Annotated in this window: 21 protein-coding genes; 4 read left to right on the top strand and 17 right to left on the bottom strand. The window is 49.5% G+C overall.

What is annotated here, in order from left to right; translation table 11 throughout:
• Positions 1 to 304 precede the first annotated feature (304 nt).
• The 6 genes from BTA51_RS27315 to BTA51_RS27285 form a co-directional block, all read right to left on the bottom strand.
• Positions 305 to 1,324, bottom strand: a complete 1,020-nt coding sequence (locus BTA51_RS27315) for an alpha/beta fold hydrolase (protein ID WP_094712260.1) — start codon at positions 1,322 to 1,324, stop codon at positions 305 to 307.
• 47 nt (positions 1,325 to 1,371) lie between these two features.
• Entirely contained in the window at positions 1,372 to 2,070 is a 699-nt protein-coding gene (locus tag BTA51_RS27310) for a hypothetical protein (RefSeq protein WP_094712259.1), read from the bottom strand.
• A gap of 53 nt (positions 2,071 to 2,123) precedes the next feature.
• Positions 2,124 to 2,846, bottom strand: a complete 723-nt coding sequence (locus tag BTA51_RS27305) for a hypothetical protein (RefSeq protein ID WP_094712258.1) — start codon at positions 2,844 to 2,846, stop codon at positions 2,124 to 2,126.
• Between the two features lie 17 nt (positions 2,847 to 2,863).
• A complete protein-coding gene (locus BTA51_RS27300) occupies positions 2,864 to 3,664 on the bottom strand; it encodes a hypothetical protein (RefSeq protein WP_094712257.1) in 801 nt (266 codons plus the stop codon).
• A 19-nt stretch (positions 3,665 to 3,683) separates the two neighbouring features.
• Positions 3,684 to 4,166, bottom strand: coding sequence for a hypothetical protein (locus BTA51_RS27295; protein WP_094712256.1), 483 nt, complete (start codon positions 4,164 to 4,166; stop codon positions 3,684 to 3,686).
• 487 nt (positions 4,167 to 4,653) lie between these two features.
• Positions 4,654 to 5,439: an ABC transporter substrate-binding protein gene (locus tag BTA51_RS27285; RefSeq protein ID WP_094712254.1), complete on the bottom strand. Its 786-nt coding sequence runs from the start codon at positions 5,437 to 5,439 to the stop codon at positions 4,654 to 4,656.
• Between the two features lie 431 nt (positions 5,440 to 5,870).
• Between BTA51_RS27285 and BTA51_RS27280 the strand changes: the two genes are divergently transcribed.
• Positions 5,871 to 7,256, top strand: a complete 1,386-nt coding sequence (locus tag BTA51_RS27280; protein WP_094712253.1) for an OmpP1/FadL family transporter — start codon at positions 5,871 to 5,873, stop codon at positions 7,254 to 7,256.
• Positions 7,257 to 7,337: 81 nt separating this feature from the next.
• Here BTA51_RS27280 and BTA51_RS27275 read toward each other — a convergent pair whose 3' ends face one another.
• Together BTA51_RS27275 and BTA51_RS27270 are read right to left on the bottom strand one after the other, a co-directional pair.
• Complete coding sequence (locus BTA51_RS27275) at positions 7,338 to 7,910, bottom strand: cytochrome P460 family protein (protein ID WP_210404936.1); 573 nt, start codon at positions 7,908 to 7,910, stop codon at positions 7,338 to 7,340.
• A 43-nt stretch (positions 7,911 to 7,953) separates the two neighbouring features.
• Positions 7,954 to 8,493, bottom strand: coding sequence for a carboxymuconolactone decarboxylase family protein (locus BTA51_RS27270; protein ID WP_094712251.1), 540 nt, complete (start codon positions 8,491 to 8,493; stop codon positions 7,954 to 7,956).
• A 150-nt stretch (positions 8,494 to 8,643) separates the two neighbouring features.
• Between BTA51_RS27270 and BTA51_RS27265 the strand changes: the two genes are divergently transcribed.
• The gene (locus tag BTA51_RS27265; protein WP_094712250.1) at positions 8,644 to 9,465 is read left to right on the top strand and encodes an AraC family transcriptional regulator; all 822 of its coding nucleotides are present in this window, start codon (positions 8,644 to 8,646) and stop codon (positions 9,463 to 9,465) included.
• 22 nt (positions 9,466 to 9,487) lie between these two features.
• Here the strand turns inward: BTA51_RS27265 and BTA51_RS27260 are convergent, their stop codons facing one another.
• From BTA51_RS27260 to BTA51_RS27235, 6 genes are all read right to left on the bottom strand, one after another.
• Positions 9,488 to 9,922 carry a DoxX family protein gene (locus BTA51_RS27260; protein WP_094712249.1) on the bottom strand — a complete coding sequence of 145 codons (435 nt, stop codon included), beginning with the start codon at positions 9,920 to 9,922 and terminating at the stop codon, positions 9,488 to 9,490.
• A 36-nt stretch (positions 9,923 to 9,958) separates the two neighbouring features.
• The gene (locus BTA51_RS27255; RefSeq protein ID WP_094712248.1) at positions 9,959 to 10,714 is read right to left on the bottom strand and encodes a DUF2063 domain-containing protein; all 756 of its coding nucleotides are present in this window, start codon (positions 10,712 to 10,714) and stop codon (positions 9,959 to 9,961) included.
• Positions 10,701 to 11,549 carry a DUF692 family multinuclear iron-containing protein gene (locus BTA51_RS27250; RefSeq protein ID WP_094712247.1) on the bottom strand — a complete coding sequence of 283 codons (849 nt, stop codon included), beginning with the start codon at positions 11,547 to 11,549 and terminating at the stop codon, positions 10,701 to 10,703. Before BTA51_RS27250 ends, BTA51_RS27255 begins: the two co-directional genes overlap by 14 nt.
• An 82-nt stretch (positions 11,550 to 11,631) precedes the next feature.
• Complete coding sequence (locus BTA51_RS27245; protein WP_094712246.1) at positions 11,632 to 11,895, bottom strand: DUF2282 domain-containing protein; 264 nt, start codon at positions 11,893 to 11,895, stop codon at positions 11,632 to 11,634.
• A gap of 307 nt (positions 11,896 to 12,202) precedes the next feature.
• Positions 12,203 to 12,952, bottom strand: a complete 750-nt coding sequence (locus BTA51_RS27240) for a 3'-5' exonuclease (protein WP_094712245.1) — start codon at positions 12,950 to 12,952, stop codon at positions 12,203 to 12,205.
• A 6-nt stretch (positions 12,953 to 12,958) separates the two neighbouring features.
• Entirely contained in the window at positions 12,959 to 14,851 is a 1,893-nt protein-coding gene (locus BTA51_RS27235) for a DUF294 nucleotidyltransferase-like domain-containing protein (protein WP_094712244.1), read from the bottom strand.
• A 234-nt stretch (positions 14,852 to 15,085) separates the two neighbouring features.
• Here BTA51_RS27235 and BTA51_RS27230 point away from each other — a divergent pair, with 234 nt between their 5' ends.
• Positions 15,086 to 16,096 carry a hypothetical protein gene (locus tag BTA51_RS27230; protein WP_094712243.1) on the top strand — a complete coding sequence of 337 codons (1,011 nt, stop codon included), beginning with the start codon at positions 15,086 to 15,088 and terminating at the stop codon, positions 16,094 to 16,096.
• A gap of 121 nt (positions 16,097 to 16,217) precedes the next feature.
• Positions 16,218 to 16,766, top strand: a complete 549-nt coding sequence (locus BTA51_RS27225) for a DUF4166 domain-containing protein (protein ID WP_094712242.1) — start codon at positions 16,218 to 16,220, stop codon at positions 16,764 to 16,766.
• 4 nt (positions 16,767 to 16,770) lie between these two features.
• Here the strand turns inward: BTA51_RS27225 and BTA51_RS27220 are convergent, their stop codons facing one another.
• From BTA51_RS27220 to BTA51_RS27210, 3 genes are all read right to left on the bottom strand, one after another.
• Complete coding sequence (locus BTA51_RS27220; RefSeq protein WP_094712241.1) at positions 16,771 to 17,010, bottom strand: hypothetical protein; 240 nt, start codon at positions 17,008 to 17,010, stop codon at positions 16,771 to 16,773.
• Between the two features lie 153 nt (positions 17,011 to 17,163).
• On the bottom strand, positions 17,164 to 18,576 hold the full coding sequence (locus tag BTA51_RS27215; protein WP_168188317.1) for a hypothetical protein: 1,413 nt from the start codon (positions 18,574 to 18,576) through the stop codon (positions 17,164 to 17,166).
• 228 nt (positions 18,577 to 18,804) lie between these two features.
• Positions 18,805 to 19,989: a PEP-CTERM sorting domain-containing protein gene (locus BTA51_RS27210; RefSeq protein ID WP_094712239.1), complete on the bottom strand. Its 1,185-nt coding sequence runs from the start codon at positions 19,987 to 19,989 to the stop codon at positions 18,805 to 18,807.
• Between the last annotated feature and the right edge of the window lie 379 nt (positions 19,990 to 20,368).

Here is a 20,368-nt window from a genome sequence, read left to right as displayed (position 1 = left end):
CCGGTCATGGTTCGCACCATGGCGAACCTTGTTTTTATTGAGAGCCATGACATCACCTTCTTGTTGTTATCAACGTCGTTGTGATTGGCTCCGTCGGGGTTCAGGATACGTCGATGGCAACGATCGGCGTGGAGGATAGTGTTGCCCTACAAAGTCCTGAACCGGTGATCCTCAGCATTATTTCTTTCCATCAGAATATCCATCTATGAGTCAGCATCCTCTGCTCAAGTCCATATCTTTGATTTATTCCATGCCTTTGCTTAGGTCCCTTTCTTTTCCTAAGTCAATAGAAGCGTCAAAGCAGCTAAAACAGCCGCCGTACTTCTTCAGCCAGTAACTGTGGTGCTTCCAGATCCACGAAATGCCCGATACCGTGAAGAGGACGCCATTCCACCGGGCAACCCGCATCGCCTTCGCTCTTTTGCGCGACCTTGGAGGACAGGGCTTCGTCCGTCATTCCCCAGACCAATGTTGTCGGGACTTGAATCGGCTGTTGGTAGACCTCTTCCAGTTCTTTCCGCAATTTTGGAATAACCAGTGTTTTGACAACGGCCCGGTAGTATTCGATGGCACCCCGCAGATCTTTTCTGTGCTGGTATCGATTGACCATTTCCTTGACCAGTTGCCGGTTCATATTGCCATCCGGGCCTTCCCTCAGGGTGAAGGAGAGCTCCAATAGTCTGCGACCAATTGCGGTGGTGAGCAGTAACTCCGGAATGACCGGAGGCTGGAAGGGTAGCACCCAGGGAATGCGAAATGTTTGCCAGTCATCCAATTGAAAAACCGCTCTTACCAGCGTTTTGGGATGGGTGCAGTTCACCACAACGAGGCGACTGATCAAGTCGCTGAAGCGATGAGCGAAGATCCAACCCAGGGCGCCGCCCCAGTCGTGGGTCAACAGAATCGGTTTCTTGACGTTCAACCTGGCCATCAGTTCACGCACATCATCGGTCAGGGTAAAGACATCGTAGCCGTCCCTGGGATATTCCGAGGTTGGATATCCTCGCAGATCCGGGGCATAAATCCGGGCTTCGGGAAGATAGTCCATCAATTGACGCCAGCTTTGCCAACCTTCGGGGAAGCCGTGAAGACAGAAAATTTCAGGCACGTCACCGTCATGGCTGCTTTGGGAGGGAGAGGCAACCGCAACATGAAATGAGGTGCCGTTGGCATCAACACGCAGGTGCCGGATATTTTCTTCCGTCTCCTGCTCGGATCGTTTGGGGGGAGGCTTTGGACGCGCTTTTACCTTCCCTGATCCGGCCCGTGATTTCCTTTGTGTGGCACTACCTTGCTTGTGTCTGGGTGCTGTCGTTGTTGTCATAAGAGCACCTATGTCCTGTGGGTAATAGGATCAATAATAGATCAATTTTATAAAAACACCTGTAGCTGAATACAGAATGCTTTGTTTTCCATTCCCAGGATATTTATCCGGGTCTGGTAGATATCTTCTGCCGCGTCTTCACTGACCTGGGTTGTCAGGCGAACCATTTGGTTAGCGCCTGCCTCCAGCGTTGTTGCCTGGGGAGAAAAGCCAAACTCACAACTGTCACAGGGACCCGATTCCTGGCCGACCATGGATTGAGGTTGTAGCTCGATAGTGACCTGATGCGGCTGGTCATTTTGAATCAGAAATACGGATTCAATTTTTTCGCCGGGCCTGGCTTTGAGAGCAAGCGTGGGAAGTGGCCTGTCCGCCAGTCCCTTTTCCAGTTCCTTGAGTCCAAGTCGATGTTCTCCGACCGCCAGCAGGTCTTCCAACAGAGCCAGCAGATGTCGGCTGATGAGCATGCCAGCTTCAATAGGCAGTATCAGCAGCCCCAGTGAACTCTGCTGATCAAGCTGCCAGGAACCGCTGGCAAATTTATTTTTCAATTGGCGACCGGCCTGATTGTAGCGTTGACCCAGTTGGCGGCCTTGACGCGCGTAGGTTTGGAATCTCGGCCAATACTGTTGTATCTGTCTGCGGTAGTTTTGTGCCAGCAATGATAGCTGGGTATCGGAAGCCGCTGCGGCAGATGGCTCGGTATCCGGTAAGAAGTTCTCTTTCATTTCAGGCGTGCTCTTCATTTTAGGAGCTCTCCGCTTCAGTTGTTCTTCTTATTTCAGTTATTCTTTCCATTTCAGTTGCTCTCCCGTTTAGCGCCGGGTTTATTGACGCGATTTTCCGGAATAGCTTCAAAGCAGGGCTCCTCGCACTGGAAATGGTGGTACCAGTGATGGGCTTTGATACGCTTGGGAATTTCCCCTTGCTCCACAACCGTACAGCAATGCTGGCGCGGCTTCACACATAGTATGAGTTTCAGGTATTGCTCGTACTTACCCTGGATTTTGACGGCCACGCTAAAGGTACTTCCGGCCAATTCCTCAGGAATGGTAAAGCTGATCACGGACTTAAGAGTTTCCCCGGGAGCCAGCTTTTTAGAGGCTGGGGTGACAGTGACCTTTTTATCTGTGCAGGGGAAAGGGGTGGCCTCTAGCGTAAATGTTCGAGCCTCCTTGCCGGTGTTAGTCACCTGCAGGTGATGCTGCAGGGTATCGCCAACACATCCATGCCAATGCACTACGCCGACACACTGATCCGGGCAGTGGGTTTCCGGAATGTGACAACAGTCTTCATGGTGAGGGTGGCAGCAGTCTTCATGGTGGGGGTGGCAGCAATCTTTTTCTTTAAGCGAACCGTCGAAGGTCTTCTTGATGACGCCTGCCCCTGCATTAATGGTTGCGCTGATCAGGCGTGGAGCCAGCAGAATAAGACTCTTGCAGGAAGGCAGGGATAGACTCTCTGGAGGGCAATCGGGATGAGAGTGGCATCCACTACCTATGGTGGCTGTGTGCTGGTGCATCGTATCTCTCCTTTGACTTATCTCCGTTTACTGGAGTTAGGCGACCCGTTGCAGTACAGCTCCAACCAGATCCGAGTCATATTGATTTTGACGAAACCGGAATATGTTCGTCCCTTTTGCAGGCCGGGTGGGGCGGTAAAGGTCAGCGTCCGGTCAAGCGCCGTTGCAGGGTGCAGGGTTTCATCAGGTAACGGCTCCATTTGAATGCTCACCGGTGGAATAATGGAAGCCTTGAAATCATGAAGTATACGATTGGCGAATGCTTCGTAGTCCTCATCTTCCGCCGCTTCGCGCAGGCTGTAGACCAGGGTGCGCCCGATCCAGTTTCGTTCCCGAAACCAGACCATCCCGACATCGCCGACGCTAAGCGGCACATTACCGGCATTTTCCATGCGGACTTTACAGCTTAAGGTATCGCCGCTGGCTCCCCGCAGAACAGTATGTGTCGGATTCAGCGCAAGGGATGGGTTTTCCAGGATCTGGACGTGTACCGTTTCCGAGCGGTCTCCGCAAACGAGTCTAACCTCATAGTTACCCGGCGGAGTCGATGGGGAAAAGTTTAATAACGCCTGGGCTGTGATGGTGGATTGAGGAGGAATCCTCAGTTGCATGGATAACTCTGCGGAGTCCAGAGTCGGGGCCTTGCGTTTTTTATCCGTGACGGATTCAACACTGAGGCGACGTATTTTTATCTTATCGTCCGTAGGATTGGAGAACGTCAGCTCACCGATGCACTCTCCCGGTTTTCCGATAAAGGTAAAAGGTCCTTTTTCCAACTGCCAGTCGCGCCCGGGTTCTCCGGTATAGGCTGTTTTCATAACCAGCTCCTGTTATTGCCTAATCGCAGGTTTCGGTTTTATGTGCCACATAGTCTTCCGCCACGATCATACCTTCACCGCAGGTTTCAAACTGCACAATGCGGCACCCGAACAGGGTCAGGCAAAATTTGTAACTGAGCGGAAAATGGAAACGCATCGGACGCAGGCCGAATTGGAAATCCAGTTGCGGGAGTTCCCGGATACGAATGTTGTCCAATCCCAGATCCACTTTGACGTTATCCAGGCCAAGATCAACCTTGCTGTCGGTTTCCAGCCGGATAGTGTCCAGCCTTATCAGGGGCAGAGAGGTGATCCCGACGTTTATGGGCGCAAGCTCTGTCAGGCGGATATTGTCCAACCCGAGATCTGCATCCAGGTCGATGTCGATGGTGGGAAGTTCTTTAATGCGGATATTATCCAGGTCGAGATCAACACCACCACCGAGGTTGATGGTGGGCAGTTCCTTGATCCGGATGTTGTCCAGGGCGACGTCTACACTCATTGGTCGGCTCCGTGTAAGTCAAACCGCAGTGATCCTGATGATTCCATCAAAAGTTCACTGATACGTTTTCCTGATCATTACAACGGGTACAGGCTGAGAGAGAAACTCCCGGTCAGGATGATAAATTTGGCCGGAGACACAGCGCGGGTCATAAGAGACCTGGATTTCAACGCAAGGCGGGACAGCAGTACGCTCGATACGTTGTGCAGTGCTATGTCGCGGGTTTACAGCTACAACGGTGGTACGGCTTAGACGTCACACTATGTTGCTACAAATGATCTGCCTGTTCAATAGGACGGCCGGCCAAAAAGCGGGTTGTCAAAAAAAAATTATTAAACAAAGCCACAGGGCAGAGAAGGATATCAAAAAAGTGCACTGTCATAGGGCGGCAAGAATGGCCAACAGGTTGTATGCACTGACATCGGGCGCTATGAAATTCCCTTTGTCTCTGGAGTAAACAAAGATCGTGTGCACTGATGGAAAATTATCAATAGTCGGGGATAAAAGAGAGCCCTTCTTCCACTCTGTAATCGCTTTTGATCTGGACGACTCTTGCGGACTCCTCCCGCAGGAATGCGTTGAATTTTCTGATCAGATCCGGCCGGGTGGAGGTCGACAGATGATAGTGGGATTTTTTGTAGGGAAGGGTGGGGTCGAATATCAATGCGCCGGGCTGTTCCAGTCCGTAGGTCAGTTGATGATTGGCCACCACGATCGAGAGATAAGCGCCATCGAGACGTCCCATTAAGACCTGATGTAGGAGGCCGGTTCTGGAGTTGTTTTCTGAGACTGTGATTTTCCCCTCATCGATGGCCGCGAAGTATGGCCAAGGGGTGAATCCGGATACGGTTCCGAGCTTGTAGAAATTATCCAGGCCCTGACCCAGTCGATTGGGAGGCACCATGGTGCCGTCGACATAGGTCACAATCGGATGGCTGTAGGTGATCTCCGTGCCCTCCTTAAGGTCTGCCTCCCAATAGGGATTATCCGGATAGCGCAACGAAACCTGGCCGGAGATGGCCGATACTGCCAGTCGTTTGAGCGGATGTATCCGGTATTCCAGTTCGATGCCGGCGTAGCGGGCAAATTCATCCAGTAAAGCGCGGCCAAACCCCTCATATTCACCGGTACTGTCGTCGTAATGTGGAAAGTAGGAGCCTGCCTCTACCCCGATGATAACGGTTTCCGTGGGTTGTGAATCAGATACGGAGCTCGCGCCTTCGTCAGCCTGCGCCACTGTGATCCCCGTAGCCACTGTGATCCCTGTAGCCATAGTGATCCCCGCTGCTAACAGGCTGCAAAAATGCCGGAAGCGAGACGATATAAGGTGATTGGGATTAACCAGAAATCGGAAGTGGGGCATGTTCGAATTCTTATTTGGCCGAATTTGGGAATACAGGTTTAACCAATGAAGCCAGACACCTGAAATATGATCCGGTTAACAGAGTATATTCAGCCGCCACATTTGTCATATTTGTCTTGTAACACCCTGTAACTTTATGAATGGTAATACTTTAACGTGATGCAATTCACATGTATGTCTGTATAATTGCGGCCCTTTGTTCCCGGAGAACAACCCTGGAAGATCGGCTTGATGCCATCGACTGGCGATAGCTGTCAGCACTCCAGTGACACCCAATAAGAATAAATCTCTGTTGCTCCCGGGAGTGCCATCATCAGACGTGTACACTTCGAGTATTAATTATGAAGACCAAGCTATTTCAGGTTTCTCTTCTTGGCACCGCTGTGCTTTCCACAATTTCAGGCCAGGCGTTCGCCGCAGGTTATGCACTCAATGAACAGAGTGCTTCCGCTATGGGAACCGCTAACGCTGGAGCGGCTGCCAATCCGGAAAATGCCACTATCATGTACTTTAACCCGGCCGGATTGACCCATCTGGAGAAGGCTCAGGTTTCAGGGGGCATCACCTTTCTGGATGTCAGCTCCGACTTTGAGGGTTCTGCCACCAATGCCATCGGCCAGCCTGTTACCGGTACCGACGGTGGTGACTATGTTAGTCTGAGAGCCATTCCCAACCTGTACTACAGTACTCCCATCAATGAATCCGTCAGCGCAGGTATCGGCGTTTTTGCCCCTTATGGTGTATCGGGTGAGTATGATGAGGATTTTCTGGGACGTTTCCTTGCTGATGAAACAGAAGTTCAGGGCATCGCGGTTCAGCCGACGGTAGCCTATAAGTTGAACGATCAGCTTTCTGTCGGTCTGGGGATGATCTTTATCCACCTGGACGGCAAGTTGAGTAAGGCCCAGGAGTATTCTGCCTACTCATTACCACCTTACAATATTCCTTCTGCTTACTTGAAAGAAGGCCACTTTGAAGTGGCTGGTGACGACAACGGTGTTGGCTGGAACTTCGGGGTGATGTACCAGCCTACCAACGCCACCACGTTAGGTTTTAACTTCCGGACCAAAATAGACCTCACCCTGGAAGGTGATGCGGAGCTGACCAATGTGCCCACGCCGACGGGAACATTGCCTCCTGTCGCATACGCCACGTTGAGCGAAAAAGCGAAAGTTCCCCTGACGCTGCCGGAAACAGCCACCTTCAGTCTGAAACATGACCTGGATGAGCAGTGGTCTTTATACGCTGGAGCTACCTGGACTCGCTGGTCCCGTTTCCAGAATCTGGATATCTTCACCCGTGAAGAGGCCGGTATTGGACAGATTTCCACCATCAGCGGTGCCTCCACTGGACAGCAGGGGATGATCGGCCACGTACGTGAGCGCTGGAAGAATGTCTGGGCTTTCTCGGTTGGTGTTTCCTATGACTACACCGAGCGTTTTACGGTGAAAGCGGGTTATGCCTATGACGATTCCCCTGTCGAGAATGAATACCGGACCGCAAGGGTTCCATCAACTGATCGTCAGTGGATCACGCTTGGAGCTCAATACCGGATGGAGAATGATCTGGTGCTGGACGGTGCTCTTGGATATCTGTTGATTGATGATGTGCCTTTGGATGAGCATATCTACAATGTGAACGATCAACAGGTCGGCCTCACGAATGTGAAGGGAACCTATGATCTGAGTGCTTACGGTTTGGCATTCCAGCTGACCAAATCATTCTGATGCCGGATTGCATTTGCAATTGAAGGACTTGAAAGGGATGGCGATGCCATCCCTTTTTTCATTAGCCTGAAACCAAAACCGTCAATGCTGAAGGGTAGGGTAGCCCTCTGTGAAAACCCAGTCGGTATTTTTGGCTGGAGCATGGCAGCCCAGACAGGTTTCCGCATATCCCTGGGATACATTGGCTGAAGGGTTCTCCGCTTTGAAAAGTGCCCAGCCCCAACCTTCACCCCAGTGAGCATTTCCCTTAAAACGGGCCTGCTGATCCTTGACCATGACAAACCAGATATTGGTATTTCCGGCCCACTTTGCCTGACCTGTTGTTTTGGCCCCGGATTCCACCGCCCTTACTTCCTTAATCAGCACGGATCCATCAGGAAATTCACCTGTTTCCAGATATGTTTTGGCCGCATCTTTCTGGGTATAAACGTCATGGAAACCATGTCCTGGCGCTTGGGGATCTCCCACCAGCCAGGAGCCCAAATGGGTCCAGGTTTGTTGATAGTTATCGGGTAGCCGGATATTACCTTCGCTGTCCACAATGGTTCCATAGGTCTTGTTCGACATTTCCTGGGATAATGCCATGTTTGAGTGCCCGGAAAGTGCCAGGGATATCAGCATGGCAGAAAATATCTTGTAATTGCGATTCATCATCAGACTCCTCGTTCCTTTGTATTCCCTTTTCTGAATCTATCTTTCAAAGTTCCAGTGAAACCACAGGGAAGTCGATGTCAGTTTCTGCGACATGGTTGGTGTAGTTGGTCAGAATATTGAGAGCCACGTTGGCCACAATTTCCATGACCAGCTCTTGATCAATGCCCGCTGCTTTAGCGGCATCGAGATCGTCATTGCTCAATACTCCCAGTTGACGCACCAACTTGTCTGTCAGAGTGGTAATAGCCTGGTTGAAAGGGTTGGTACTGCGCGCAGCGCGGGCATCAAGCATTGCAGACTCAGACAAACCAGCACCTTTGCCAATGGCAGTGTGGGCAGACAGGCAGTAGTGGCAACTGTTGACCTGGGCTGTTGCTAAAGCGATAAGCTCCCTCTGGGCGGCGGTCAGTTTTCCTTTTGCCAGCGCCTCTGACAATGCCAGATAGCCATTTAGTGCTGCCGGAGCATGAGCCATGGTGGCAAACATGTTAGGCAACATTCCAAGTTTTTGTTTGACAGCGTCTAGTGTCGCCTGGGTTGTAGCATCGACAAGATCGGTTGTGGCTGGGTTGATACGTGCCATATAACTCTCCTTAAAAATGAATACGGATGGTTGAAGAGTTGATAGAATGCGATACTATCTGGATTTATTTGTCTCGAATAATTTGCAGATAGTATTGAATTGGCATTTTTTTAATTGATTAATATTCAGTGAATATTGCGGAGAATAGATATGGACCGCTTGTCCCCGGTGTTTCTTCATTTTGCTCCGACTGCCCGGGTGTTTAACTCTGGACCTCTATGTAAGGTCACGGAGTTTGATGAGTGTGAGGGGGTTGGTCATATTCATTTACTTCGTGAAGGGAGGCTGTTGGTAGCTGACCGTCATGAAGGCACTATGGAGCTATCGGAGCCAACGGTGCTGTTCTACCCCAGGCCTTTTTACCATCGCTTTATTCCTCTTGACGAACAGGGAGCGAATTTACTTTGTGCATCAGTAGATCTGGGGGGGCGGTCGGCCAATCCTTTGTTAGGTACATTACCGGAAGTGCTGGTCATTCGTTTAAAGGAAGTAAGTGGCCTGGCCTCTGCGTTGGATCTCATGTTCAGTGAAGCATTTAAAGATCTTTGTGGGAGACAAGCTGCACTGGACCGTTTGATGGAATACTTTCTGATTTTATTATTGCGGTATGTGATGGAGGAGGACGTTATCCCAGCAGGACCGCTCTCCGCCCTGGGTGATCCGCGCTTGGCCAAGGCGATAACAGCGATACATAACAGACCGGAGTTTTCCTGGACACTGGAGGAGTTGGCGGCTGAAGCTGGTATGTCCAGGGCAAGGTTTGCGGTGCATTTCAAAGAGAAAGTAGGGATGACGCCACTGGATTATCTAACCGACTGGCGTTTGAGTGTTGCCAGAACGTTATTGAGACAGGGACGATCAGTAAAATCAATCAGTCCCAAAGTGGGGTACCGGAGTCCGGCTGCCTTTACCCGCGTATTCACCCGAAAAATTGGGGTGTCGCCGACTGAATGGCAACCGGATCTGGGTTGAAATTACTGATCAGGGACCGTTATCAAGCCTTTTTAAAACGATGCTTGATCAACGTATCCAAGGACAAGAATCCAGGGCCTGTGACCACCAATAGACCGAGAATTGACATCCAGTAATAATGTTCCTGGGTACCGGGATAGACAAAGGTTTCAATCACCAGCGTCATCACCAGCAAGCCCAGTGCGCCAAGCCTGCCGGCAAATCCGAAAGCGAGCAACACGGGTAGAAGCAGTTCGCCGATTGTTGCCATCACTGCGGCAACTTTATACGGAATCATGGGGATGACGTATTCGTATTGAAACAGGAACAATGTGCTGTCCCAATCCTTTATCTTCAGCATTCCTGATTTGAAAAAGGCATAAGCAATAAAAATCCGCACTACCAGCATGACCAATGGTTGTAGCCATTTATCCACCGCCGTCAGTGTGCCTTGATAGGAATTGATGAGGGCCTGCATATTTTTTCTCCTGTAACTTGGCCGCCAGATTGAATGTCAGCGGTTGGTTTGACTGTGTTGTGATTGACAGATAATGCCTGCCTGGAGGCATTGGGATATAAATTCCTGCAGCATCTCACTGCCCGGATGGGAAAATGCTTCCTCGATGGATTCACTCAAGGTGTGTCCGGCTTTTACTGCCTCCAGGAGTGCAGCGGCTGCATCAGACAGATTCCAGATCTGTACCTGCTGGCGGTGCCGGAATATCAGTAAGGCAACCGCACCGGCATTAAGATCCACCTTTATACCGTCCTCATTCTCACGCACTTGTTGCCAGATCGTATCGATCGGATGGGGTGAGCGCAGAAGGAATACGCTCGCATTTAGATCTGGTTTGTAGTTCAGTAACGCTTCCTGCCCCATATTGAGATCTAGGGCGGGAAATTCCTGGGCGTAATAGGCCCGGTGATGATGCCATTCCAGTCGGGCAATATCTGGTAAATAGGTCAGTGCCGACAGGGGACCAAATGTCGCCATAAATTCAGGGAGGGAGCTGCCATATTGGTGAATATCTCCGGTCCCGGGCTGGTCTTGTGCCAGGAATCGCTCGCACATGGCGTCAAAAAATTCGGGGCCTACCAACTTTTCGGTGACCGGAAAAACTTCTCTCAAATAATTGGTGATGCCTGTACTGACGTTATTGCGGTAAATCGATAATCGAGCCAGAAAAGTGTCTTCTATGGCATTCGTAATGTTGTCAGAGCCGAGATAGAGATAGTCCAGAAAATCCTTTTGTAGATCATGTAGGTTCATTGGTCGTCTCCACCTTGTTTAGTATCCCGGTGGCCCTGTCTGCTTCAGACAATAGAACTGCAAGCTCAGGATAGTCGCTGTCCCATTCAATGAGTGTTGGTCGTGGGCCAATATGCTGAATGCAATATTCAAAAAGGTCCCACACCAGATCCGACACCTGCCGGTTATGGCTGTCGATAAGAAAACTGTCTTCTTGATTGCTGCTGGATATATGGCCTGCCAGGTGATACTGACTGATATGAGCAGGGTTGATCTGGCTGATGTACCGGTAGGGATCGACTCCTACGTTAACACTGGAGATATAGAGATTGTTGACGTCCAGAAGAAGTCCGCAGCCGCTTTCCCCTGCCAGTCGGTCAAGAAAACTGCTCTCTTCCATACTGGTGGCCTTAAAGGCCAGATAATTTGAGGGATTCTCAACCAATATCTGTTGACCAAGTATGTCCTGCATTTCTTTGGCGTGATCAATAAATATCTGCAGGGAGGCTTCAACATAGGGAACCGGAAGCAGGTCAGGCACGTGTCTGTGTTGATAACCACTCCAGGCCAGATGTTCTGAAACCATACAGGGTTTGATATCGGCTATCAGATCTTTTAGTTCTCGTAAGTGTTCTCGGTCAAGACCGTCTGCCCGCCCTAATGAAAGACCCACTCCATGGAGGCTTACCGGATATTTTTCTCTGACTCTTCTCAGCGCATCCCTGGAAAGGCTGTTGCCAAAATAATTTTCACTATGGGCTTCAACAAATCCCAACGGAGATTGGTTTTCCAGCAGAGATGCGAAATAAGGAGCTCGTATACCGATACCGGCCTGTAAGGAGAGTGAGGTAGACATGGTCGTTGGCCTGGATGAATTTGATTTCGGGAGAAAAAGGGAATGTCCGGAAGGTTTGATTCCCCTTCCGGACGAAAGCCGATTACATACCGGCTTTCAGAGAACCACCGTCCAGCTTTTCACAAAGACCGGCAGGTACGAGAACCCATTCACCTTTATCAGCACTCTTAGAAGCATGCCCCTGACAGCTGTGACCGTTTGCCTGACAATCATTCATACCGGCTTTGACAACCCCGAAGCATTTTTCCATTTTGGCTTCATCGGCCAGTGCAGATCCTGAAGCCAAGGCCATTGCGCCTGCCAGAACGGTTGCTGCAGCTGCACCAGATACCAGTTTGTTGTTCATATCAAAATTCCTCTTTATATATAGTCAATTAAGCATTGATACCGGGGTTTCTTGTTTCCCCGTATGTGGCAGTAGATAAGACATGCCCCTTGCAAAAAAGTTTTATAAAAAGTGCGAAATTTTTTTGCTGAACTTTTTTTGAGGAAAATGGTCGGCGAGTATTCTTTCGATAGATTCTCTTTTTAAATCAAAGTATTATATTTTTCGAGAATTTTTGGTTGATGAGAGAAAAAGTTAAATTTTTTTTCTTCACAGTAGGAATGATGCGCAAAATTGGCCTGAGAAAGCGACCGGAGTATGCGGAACATTACTTCCAGAGTTCTTTGATCGGGGTGTCTGGAGAGTAGCGGTCGGCTATCTGGGCCTGTAAAAGTTCTGCGCTGGCCAACGCGTCTGTCAGCGCATGGTGGGGGCTGTAAAAAGGCAGGTTATAACGGGCTCTGCTGTCGGCGAGTCGAATAGAGGTGGGATGTCTGCCTAACAGACGGTCTACGATTCCCCGAGGTTTACTCCGGTAAACTCTCGCTTCCAGTTCCATGGTATCGATGACTGGAAATTCACATCCTTCCCCAATCCGGTTAAGCAGTTCTGCGTTGAGGAAGGGCCGCTCAATGCCACGGTGATGAACCACGACCACTTTGCCCGCCAATGCCTTCAATAGCTCATCCAATATCCTTATGATGTCAGGAGCCCGGGCGACCTCTGAATGGGTGATCCCATGTATGACGATTGATTCAGAGCTCAGCTCTTCGCGTGGTTTGAGTATCCAGTGTTGGGCGCCGCTGCAACGAATACGGTTCAGATCCATAGGGACCAGACCGATGCTGACGATTCCGTTGCTCTCCGGGTCAAGTCCGGTGGTTTCAAAATCCATGGCAACCAGTGGAACTTTCGAAATGGGGGTATCGCCGTCGACAGTTCCGGCATTATAGAAGCTCTGCAGGCGCGGATCTTTCGCCTGGGCGGCGAGTTTTTTGAATCTCGCTGCCCAGTCCGGCGGAGATGACTTCGAATATGGCGTTCCGTTAAAGGCGTTTTTCTTTCGCAGATAGAGCACGATATATTACCGGGAGCGTTGAGATTGATAACGGAAACGGACGAACTTCTGGGCATTGCTCAGGATCTGGAATGCATCCTTCAATGTCTTGCGTTCAAAATCTGAAAGGTTTTCCGGCTCCACATTATTGTCCGGTGTTCTGTTGGCCTCCAGATCAAGTGCCTGGTGCCGTATGCGTACCATGGCAATGAATTCGAGGGCATCGCGAATATCCTGTCCGTGACCGTGAGGAAGGATGTCGGCATCAATGATGTCCTGTAATCGATCAAATGTATTCCGGGCGGTGGATCCGCAGGCGAGGGAATGAACCCGGATCAGGTCTGCCAAAGGTGCGGTGCCTCTGCGCTTGATGTTGAAAGAGTTGCTGTGTCGCCCGTCCTTCTCCATGACAAAGTTTTTGAAGAAGCCAAGAGGAGGTGTTCGGCGCAGGGCATTGCGGGCCATGCAGGTCAGAAAGCGTGGACTTTTCTTGGCTTCCCTGACGATCAGTTCCCTGAGCTGTGCGGCCCAGTCGGTCTTGCCCCAAACTCCGTCCAGATCAAAAAAGATTGAACTGTTCAGGAGAAACTCTGGAGTGGGATTCTCTATCCACTCAGTAAAATAGTCTTCCCATACGTGTAGGGGCTGGCGCCATTTGACATTGGTGGCCATGATTTCCCCTTTGCAATAGGTATAGCCGCACTCAGCCAGACCGTCGCTGACAAATTTTGCCAATGCCTTAAAGTAACCGTCATGCCGATCGGGATCAAAGCGGTTATCCAGAATCAAGGCATTGTCCTGATCGGTGACTATCAATTGTTCTTCCCTGGCCATGGATCCCAGGGCAAGGAAGCAATAGGGGACCGGAGGAGGGCCGAGTTCTACTTCCGCCAGTTCTAACAGTCGTTGTTTGAAACTGCGTCCAATGATCGACATGGCGCTGCCGATCATATGAGAGTTGGCATCCTCATTAACCATGCGGCTGAAACAGGCTTTGACATCGTCTCCCAGGGCTTTCAGGTCTTCCACGGTATATTGGTGGAAAATACTGCTTACTACAAAGAGGCTGTTCTGCGATTCATAGCGGATAATATCCGACAACGCGATCATGCCAATAGGATGACCTTTCTTGAGCACCGGGAGGTGGTGAATGTTCTTGCGCAGCATGGCCAGTGATGCTTCAAATACAAACTGGTGGTGTTCAATGCTGGCAAGATTACGGGTCATGATTTCGCTGACCGGAGTGGTATAGCTCAAGCCGGCCGCCACCAGCCTCTTACGGATATCCACATCCGTAACGATACCGGCCAGATAGCCGGAAGCTGAAGCCTGTTTGGCTGGATCTCCCGTTCGCTCATTGACGACCAGAACGGAAGAGACGCTTTCCTCAGACATCAGAATAGCGGCTTCCTGCACGGTTGCCTGTATGTTGACGGTCACCGGCTCCCGGGCAATGAGGGTTTCCACCTTTGATGTCATCAGTTCATTGGCATCTTCCTTCCGGGATACTGCATGGCGCAACCGGGTATGATCTTCGATTTCCACAAAGTCAGCGAACAATTCATGGTTTTCAAACAGTTCGTTGAAGATGGTCTCAGGAATCAGGTATACCAGGGAGTCCTCGAGTGCTTTGGCCGGGAATCTGACGCGCCTGTTACGCAGTAGACCAAACTCACCGAAGATACCGCCTTCGCTGAGGCGGTTGTGCAGATCGCCGTTGCGTCTGAATACTTCGACGGCCCCACTGCGGATGATATGGAGCGCATCCACTTCCTCTCCAAACTGGAGTATTTGTGTTCCGGCTTTGAAATAGCTGATTTCAATGTTCTGTGATATCCACCCGAGGGTTTCTTCAGGGAGATCACAAAAGGGGGGGTGTCGATGAAGGAAATCCAGGATTTCAAGTTGTTCAGCCTGCATGAGATACCCGGGCAGCAATTTAACAAAATGAATGGGTCAGAGACCCTATGCAACATAGTTTATTCTAGCATGGCATCCATCGGTGCACATTGCCGATGCGGCATCCAGGGGTCGAATCACGACATCTCTGCCTGTGATCCATGTGCTTTAAGTGATAATTCTCATTCAGACGTTTCAGGTGTTGGGCGGAAATTATGATAGCGTGGAACCCGTTAGAGTAATTGAGGGGGTCTCTTGGAACCAGAAAAGCGCTTTTTAAGTTTTGATATTGAGCACTTGCGGCAGAGCAAAGAGGGCATCTGGTTCGCTGTGGATCTTATGATGCTGTTGCTGCTAGGTATCAATCTCACTTTAATCATTATCGATTCGATTTACCGGCTGGATTTTATTGAGAGCTTTATTGCTTCGGAAGTCTCTCTGCTTGAACCCCCGTTAACCTGGTTGAAAATGCATTTCTTTGTGATTGATGCGGTTTTCGTCAGTATTTTTCTCAGCGAGTTTTGCATTCGATGGCTGGTGGCGGTCAGGCATGCCACTTACCATCGATGGTTCTATTATCCGTTTATTCATTGGTATGACCTGGTCGGCTGTATTCCTTTAACCGGTGCCCGTATGCTCCGATTTCTTCGGGTATTTTCGATCATTTACCGTCTACACAAATATCGTATTATCGATATTCGCCAGTCGTCGGTTTATCAGTTTCTGGCATTCTACTATGACGTGTTGCTTGAAGAGCTGAGTGATCGGGTCATTATCAAGGTACTTAGCGGTATCCAGCGCGATATCGAACATGACAACACCTTGAACCACCGGATCATCAATGAACTGGTGACTCCAAGGCTGGAAAGGCTTTCAGCTTCAGGTGCTCTGATAACCAGCAGCATTGCCCAAGCGATGCATTCCGAAGCAGACCATCCATTCTCTGTGCAGCTCAGGAAAAGTGTTGTGTCGGCCATGCGGAACAACGAAGATCTGGTCAGGCTGAAATCTGTGCCTTTTGTGGGAGATCAACTGGTAAGGGAACTGGAAACGGCCGTTGCACAAATTGTTATTGATACCATTGCCGGATTGATTGGTGAGCTGCCGGATCTGATGAAAGCAGAAAGTTTGCGGGAAAGTCTAAGAACCGGGGAAGCTGCCTGGACCGATCTGGATCAGGAAATACTGGACCTTATCCACGAAATTCTTGAGTTTGCCAAGAGCCAGGTTGCCCGCCAGCAGTGGAAAGCTCGTCTTGAACATTGATGATTCAGATAGCTATTCTGTCTTCCGGTCAGACAGTACGTTAATAATTATGCAGCACCCAATGGCATCAGGTGTGTAAGGTTCCTGAAATCCTAATCGATAGAATGACAGGTGGTACAAGGTGATTGAAGAGAGCCCGGCCAGAAAGTGGTTTGGTGAGCACTACGAACAATTGCATCCGGCACTCCAGAGTCTGCATAGCCAGGGAGGAAAACTGAGCGGCGTAGTAGAGGTTCGCTATGGGAAGGGGATCTCTGGCTATATTGCACGCCGCTTGGCAAGAAAATTAAATATTCCTGAAGCAGGGACTCATGACTTTAGCGTCACGATTGCTCATGAAAAAGGTGAAATGAAGTGGCAAAGGCAGTTTGATGACCGTTCCGGAATGACGTCGGTGTTTGTCCCTGTTGGAACCTTTGACAACAATGGGTATTGGCGTGAAAAAATCGGAGCTGTCGAACTCCATCTTACCGTTGAGATCCGAAAGGGAGGATGGTATTGGAGGTGCCTGAGGGCAAAGATTTTTGGAATCACATTGCCTTTATGGCTTTTTCCAGAAACCACGGCCTATAAGGCCGTGGAGAATGGGGTCTATCAGTTTTATGTTGGATTCAGGCTGCCCCTTTTGGGATTCCTGCTTTCCTACAGTGGTCGACTGACCGCCGGCTAGTGTCTTAGCCTTCCTGCTTAACATTGATGTGCTGTTCGCTTTGGGCCGCGACTTCAACATTGCTGTTATCGCGCTTGATGATTTCACCGCGCAATACAGTGTGAGTGCCTGAGTAAGGAGCTGGTACGGCGTCAGCGGTAAAGTCTTTCTCTGCCCGACGATCAGCAATACTTTCCGCATTGGCACCCAAAGTAGCAACAGCCAGAGCAACAGCGATAAGTGATTTCAGTTTCAGTGCTTTCATTTGTCTATCTCCTAATATATCAATCTAAGTCGAGATGGCTTGGCTAACCTGCTTGCCTTGCCTCTTGATGGTTATTATCAGGAGATAGACGGATTTCGAAAAATTATATAAACATATTTGAGTTATCACTGATGGTGATGTGTTGGTGAGTGATCAGGTCTCATCAATACTGTTGCACTGAGTTCCAAGCGATCGGCCTTTTAAACTTCCGACATACCCAACGGCCCAAATGGCGCTGGAGTTATCGTCGACTAGTACCCAGAAGAATGGTTTTAGGTCTGGAGTGAGGGCTGTGCAATAAGATGAACCGGTGCCAGTGAGCCCGAATCCTGTGAGTCCTGTTGATACGGTTACCCCTGTGAGTGTGTATGTACAGTTGGCCGAATCAAATCGGAATAAATGGCTTGATTGCCCTGTGAAGTTGAGGCCACTCTCCTCCATTGTTGCTGCACCGGAGTACTTCATATTTGAAGTGTAGAGCCCGCCAGTGGGAAATGCTCTACGGAGATCTCCATGTAATAAACTGCTTGAATGCTCAAAGAGGTCTTTTGGTTCGTATGAAGCGTTTTCTTCCTCATTGACTGAATAGGAAGGAAGAATCACGTGATCAATAGGAGACCAAGTCAGTGAATTCAAATCATCAAAGGCATTGGCAATATCCATTTTGATAAGGCCCCGTACATTGGACTTTGGTTCCAACTTATACAGGGAGAATCCTGTTGTCTGACTGTTTACCTTCTGAATCAGATAGTCTTCAGTGTCAGACTGGTAAAAGTTGCCTGAGAGCTCTATTAAACTTACTTCTTGCCATGTGTCGTCCGGAGATTCAAATACACCATCAAAGGTTCTTTGATCTTGGGCATCCCAGATAAACTTGTGGTCGACTTTCGCAATAAACAAAGCACGACTGTAAGAGTCGTCTAAGTCGTTTAGTGCTTGTAGGGTCTCTTCGCCAAACGCATCAGAAATTTCGATTCTAAGCTGGGCATTTTGCTGTGTGAAATCCAGATAGTGACCCTCTTCACCTGATGCGAATTTAAGGTCTTGTGTAAATTGCTCTGCTAATGGGTGTGGTGATGCAACCCAAAAATCCGCGATCGGTTTATCCGCTTCTGTGATTCGTGAATGATCGCCAAGATAAGTATTAAATGCGGCAAGCCAGTCTCCAGGATGTGAGGTTGAAAGTTCACCTGATCTGGCCTGCTCAAATTCGGCACGGGTATTACCATAGGAGGCAGCATCAATGATGGCTGTTACCCACCAGTTTTCTAAAGAAGACAGTAGAAGATTCTGTTGAGGGATAAAACTGTCAGTTAGCTGATCTATGAGCCATCGGTTCTGAATCTTGGCAAGGCCGGAAAATTCCAATGCGGAAAGGGTGGGTACTGGAGAAACGGCATCTGAGTCTATGGCATGATCGCTTTCTGAAGTTTCGCATACAAAGGTAGAAGTGGATGTAGTTGGAGTCTCTATTATTTCTTCAGAGACCAAATCGTTGCTGTCTGCTGACTCGTCTAAGTTTGTGGAAGCTTGTTTACTACTCCCGCATCCTGCCAGTTGGCTCAAGAAAATCAGAGTTATGATTAGATTAAAGTTTATTCGCACAGCTAAGTCCCTTTAGGCCCATTTTTCAAATGCGCGCAACGTAACACATAGTGTTGTTTTATTAAAGCTAATATCTGGGATATAGGAGAGGGAAAAGGATAAAAAAACAGCCTCGGCAAAAACCGGGCTGTTTAATTATCTGCTGCTTATGTCAAGGAGTAATTATTATTTACGGAGTAGCAGTCCGTCTTACTTTGCTTTCAGCTTTCTTCTGAATCCGATACCCGCCAGGGCTAAACCAAATAGTGCCAAGGTAGCGGGAGAAGGCACGTCGGTTTCATCCATGGGGGCACCGGCCAGAAGATACACATCGGCAAAACCGCCTGTTTCACAATTTGTGGTTTCGCCACCATTGCCTTCATCTTCCAGATAGCCAAGGCCTGGTTGGAAATCGCCACCTGCAGTGCCGCCGAAACAACCGAACAGCATCCGGGTGGAAATGGTGTCATAGCCCTGGGCCAGCAATGCCTCCAGCATGGCATTCAGCTCTGGGAGAAACGCAAATATTTCAGTGTCAGAAGTAGATTGGGCGTTGTCGATCGCGGTTTCATAACCTGCCGGGCATTGGCCGCCAGGAATCGGCAGAATTGGCAGTATTCCATCGTCGTCGATACAAGTTACGCCGTTAACCGTGGCAAAGTCTGAAGACTCAGGCTTGCTGTTGAAGGTTTCCTCGGTGACATAGGCGTCATAGGTGAGGCCGGTGACCTGACCGATTTCGTAGTTGATGTCGGCCAATTGATTGTCAAGATCTCTGACAGTTACCAGCGCCCAGTAGTCCAGAGACGTGGTGGTGTTCTGTGGCTGGTTGTAATCAAAGCCGATGGTCAGCTCTCTGCGGATGCCGTCAATGGTCAGAGCATTGATCAACCACTCGATACCCACGTCCCAGGTTCCTAATGAATCGGCATCCAGAGTGGAGTCCAGGTTGCCCAGGTCATTGTTGTCCGGATCGTTGAGGTTGCCCGCGGTGCTGCCGGTCTGGCCGGTGGCAAAGAAATCATCATTGGTGGTGTCGTTGCTCTTGAATCCATCTTCCACTTCCGCAGGGCTGGGATCGGTGTCAGAGTTTTCCTGAGCCCCGCCGCCCGAAGTCAGAACGATGTAAGATTCCAATGCACCTTGTGGAGTCGGGAGAACATAGCCTCCGTCAGCTACTTTGGTGGTCGGATCAAGCCCATTGAGGTAATTGAGTAAAGGCGCTGAACAGCTCACAGCATCCCGAACTGTCAGGCATCCGCCTTGTGCCAGGCCAGCTTCCCAGTCTATGCCACCTTCATAAACTCCTAGCGGACCAGCAAAGGATAGTGGACTTAGGGCAATGCAGGCTGCAAAAGTACCTTTGAGCATAAGGGGGCGAGTGATTGATTTCATTCTGACACCTTTGAAGTTGCTATTCTTTTCATTTGGGATTAATTTCCCAAAAGCAATAAGCGAGCCATAAAAGTCAATTCCTCATCTTTCAATAGAATTACCCAATTTGCTCAGAGAGCAATTTGCAAAGATGTGTAAAATTCACTGACATTTGCTTGCTGTTTCTTTAACTGATGGAAGCTACAAATTCCAGGATGTCTCTGTACTGGTCGGGAGAGAACAAAAGGTTGGCTGGTAAAAGCCTGGGGCAGACAAAAGCAGGGCTTCTGGAAGGCAGCGAGACGGTGTTCTGTCTACTTATAATGACGGTGCTCTGTCTAATTAGAGTACTGTGCTCAGTCTAAATAGAATATAGAAGGGATAATTTGGAGATACAGGC

The organism is Hahella sp. CCB-MM4 (assembly GCF_002260525.1).
Classification (GTDB): domain Bacteria; phylum Pseudomonadota; class Gammaproteobacteria; order Pseudomonadales; family Oleiphilaceae; genus Hahella.
Note: the sequence above shows the minus strand (reverse complement) of the source record. Positions and strands in the feature narration are given on the sequence as shown.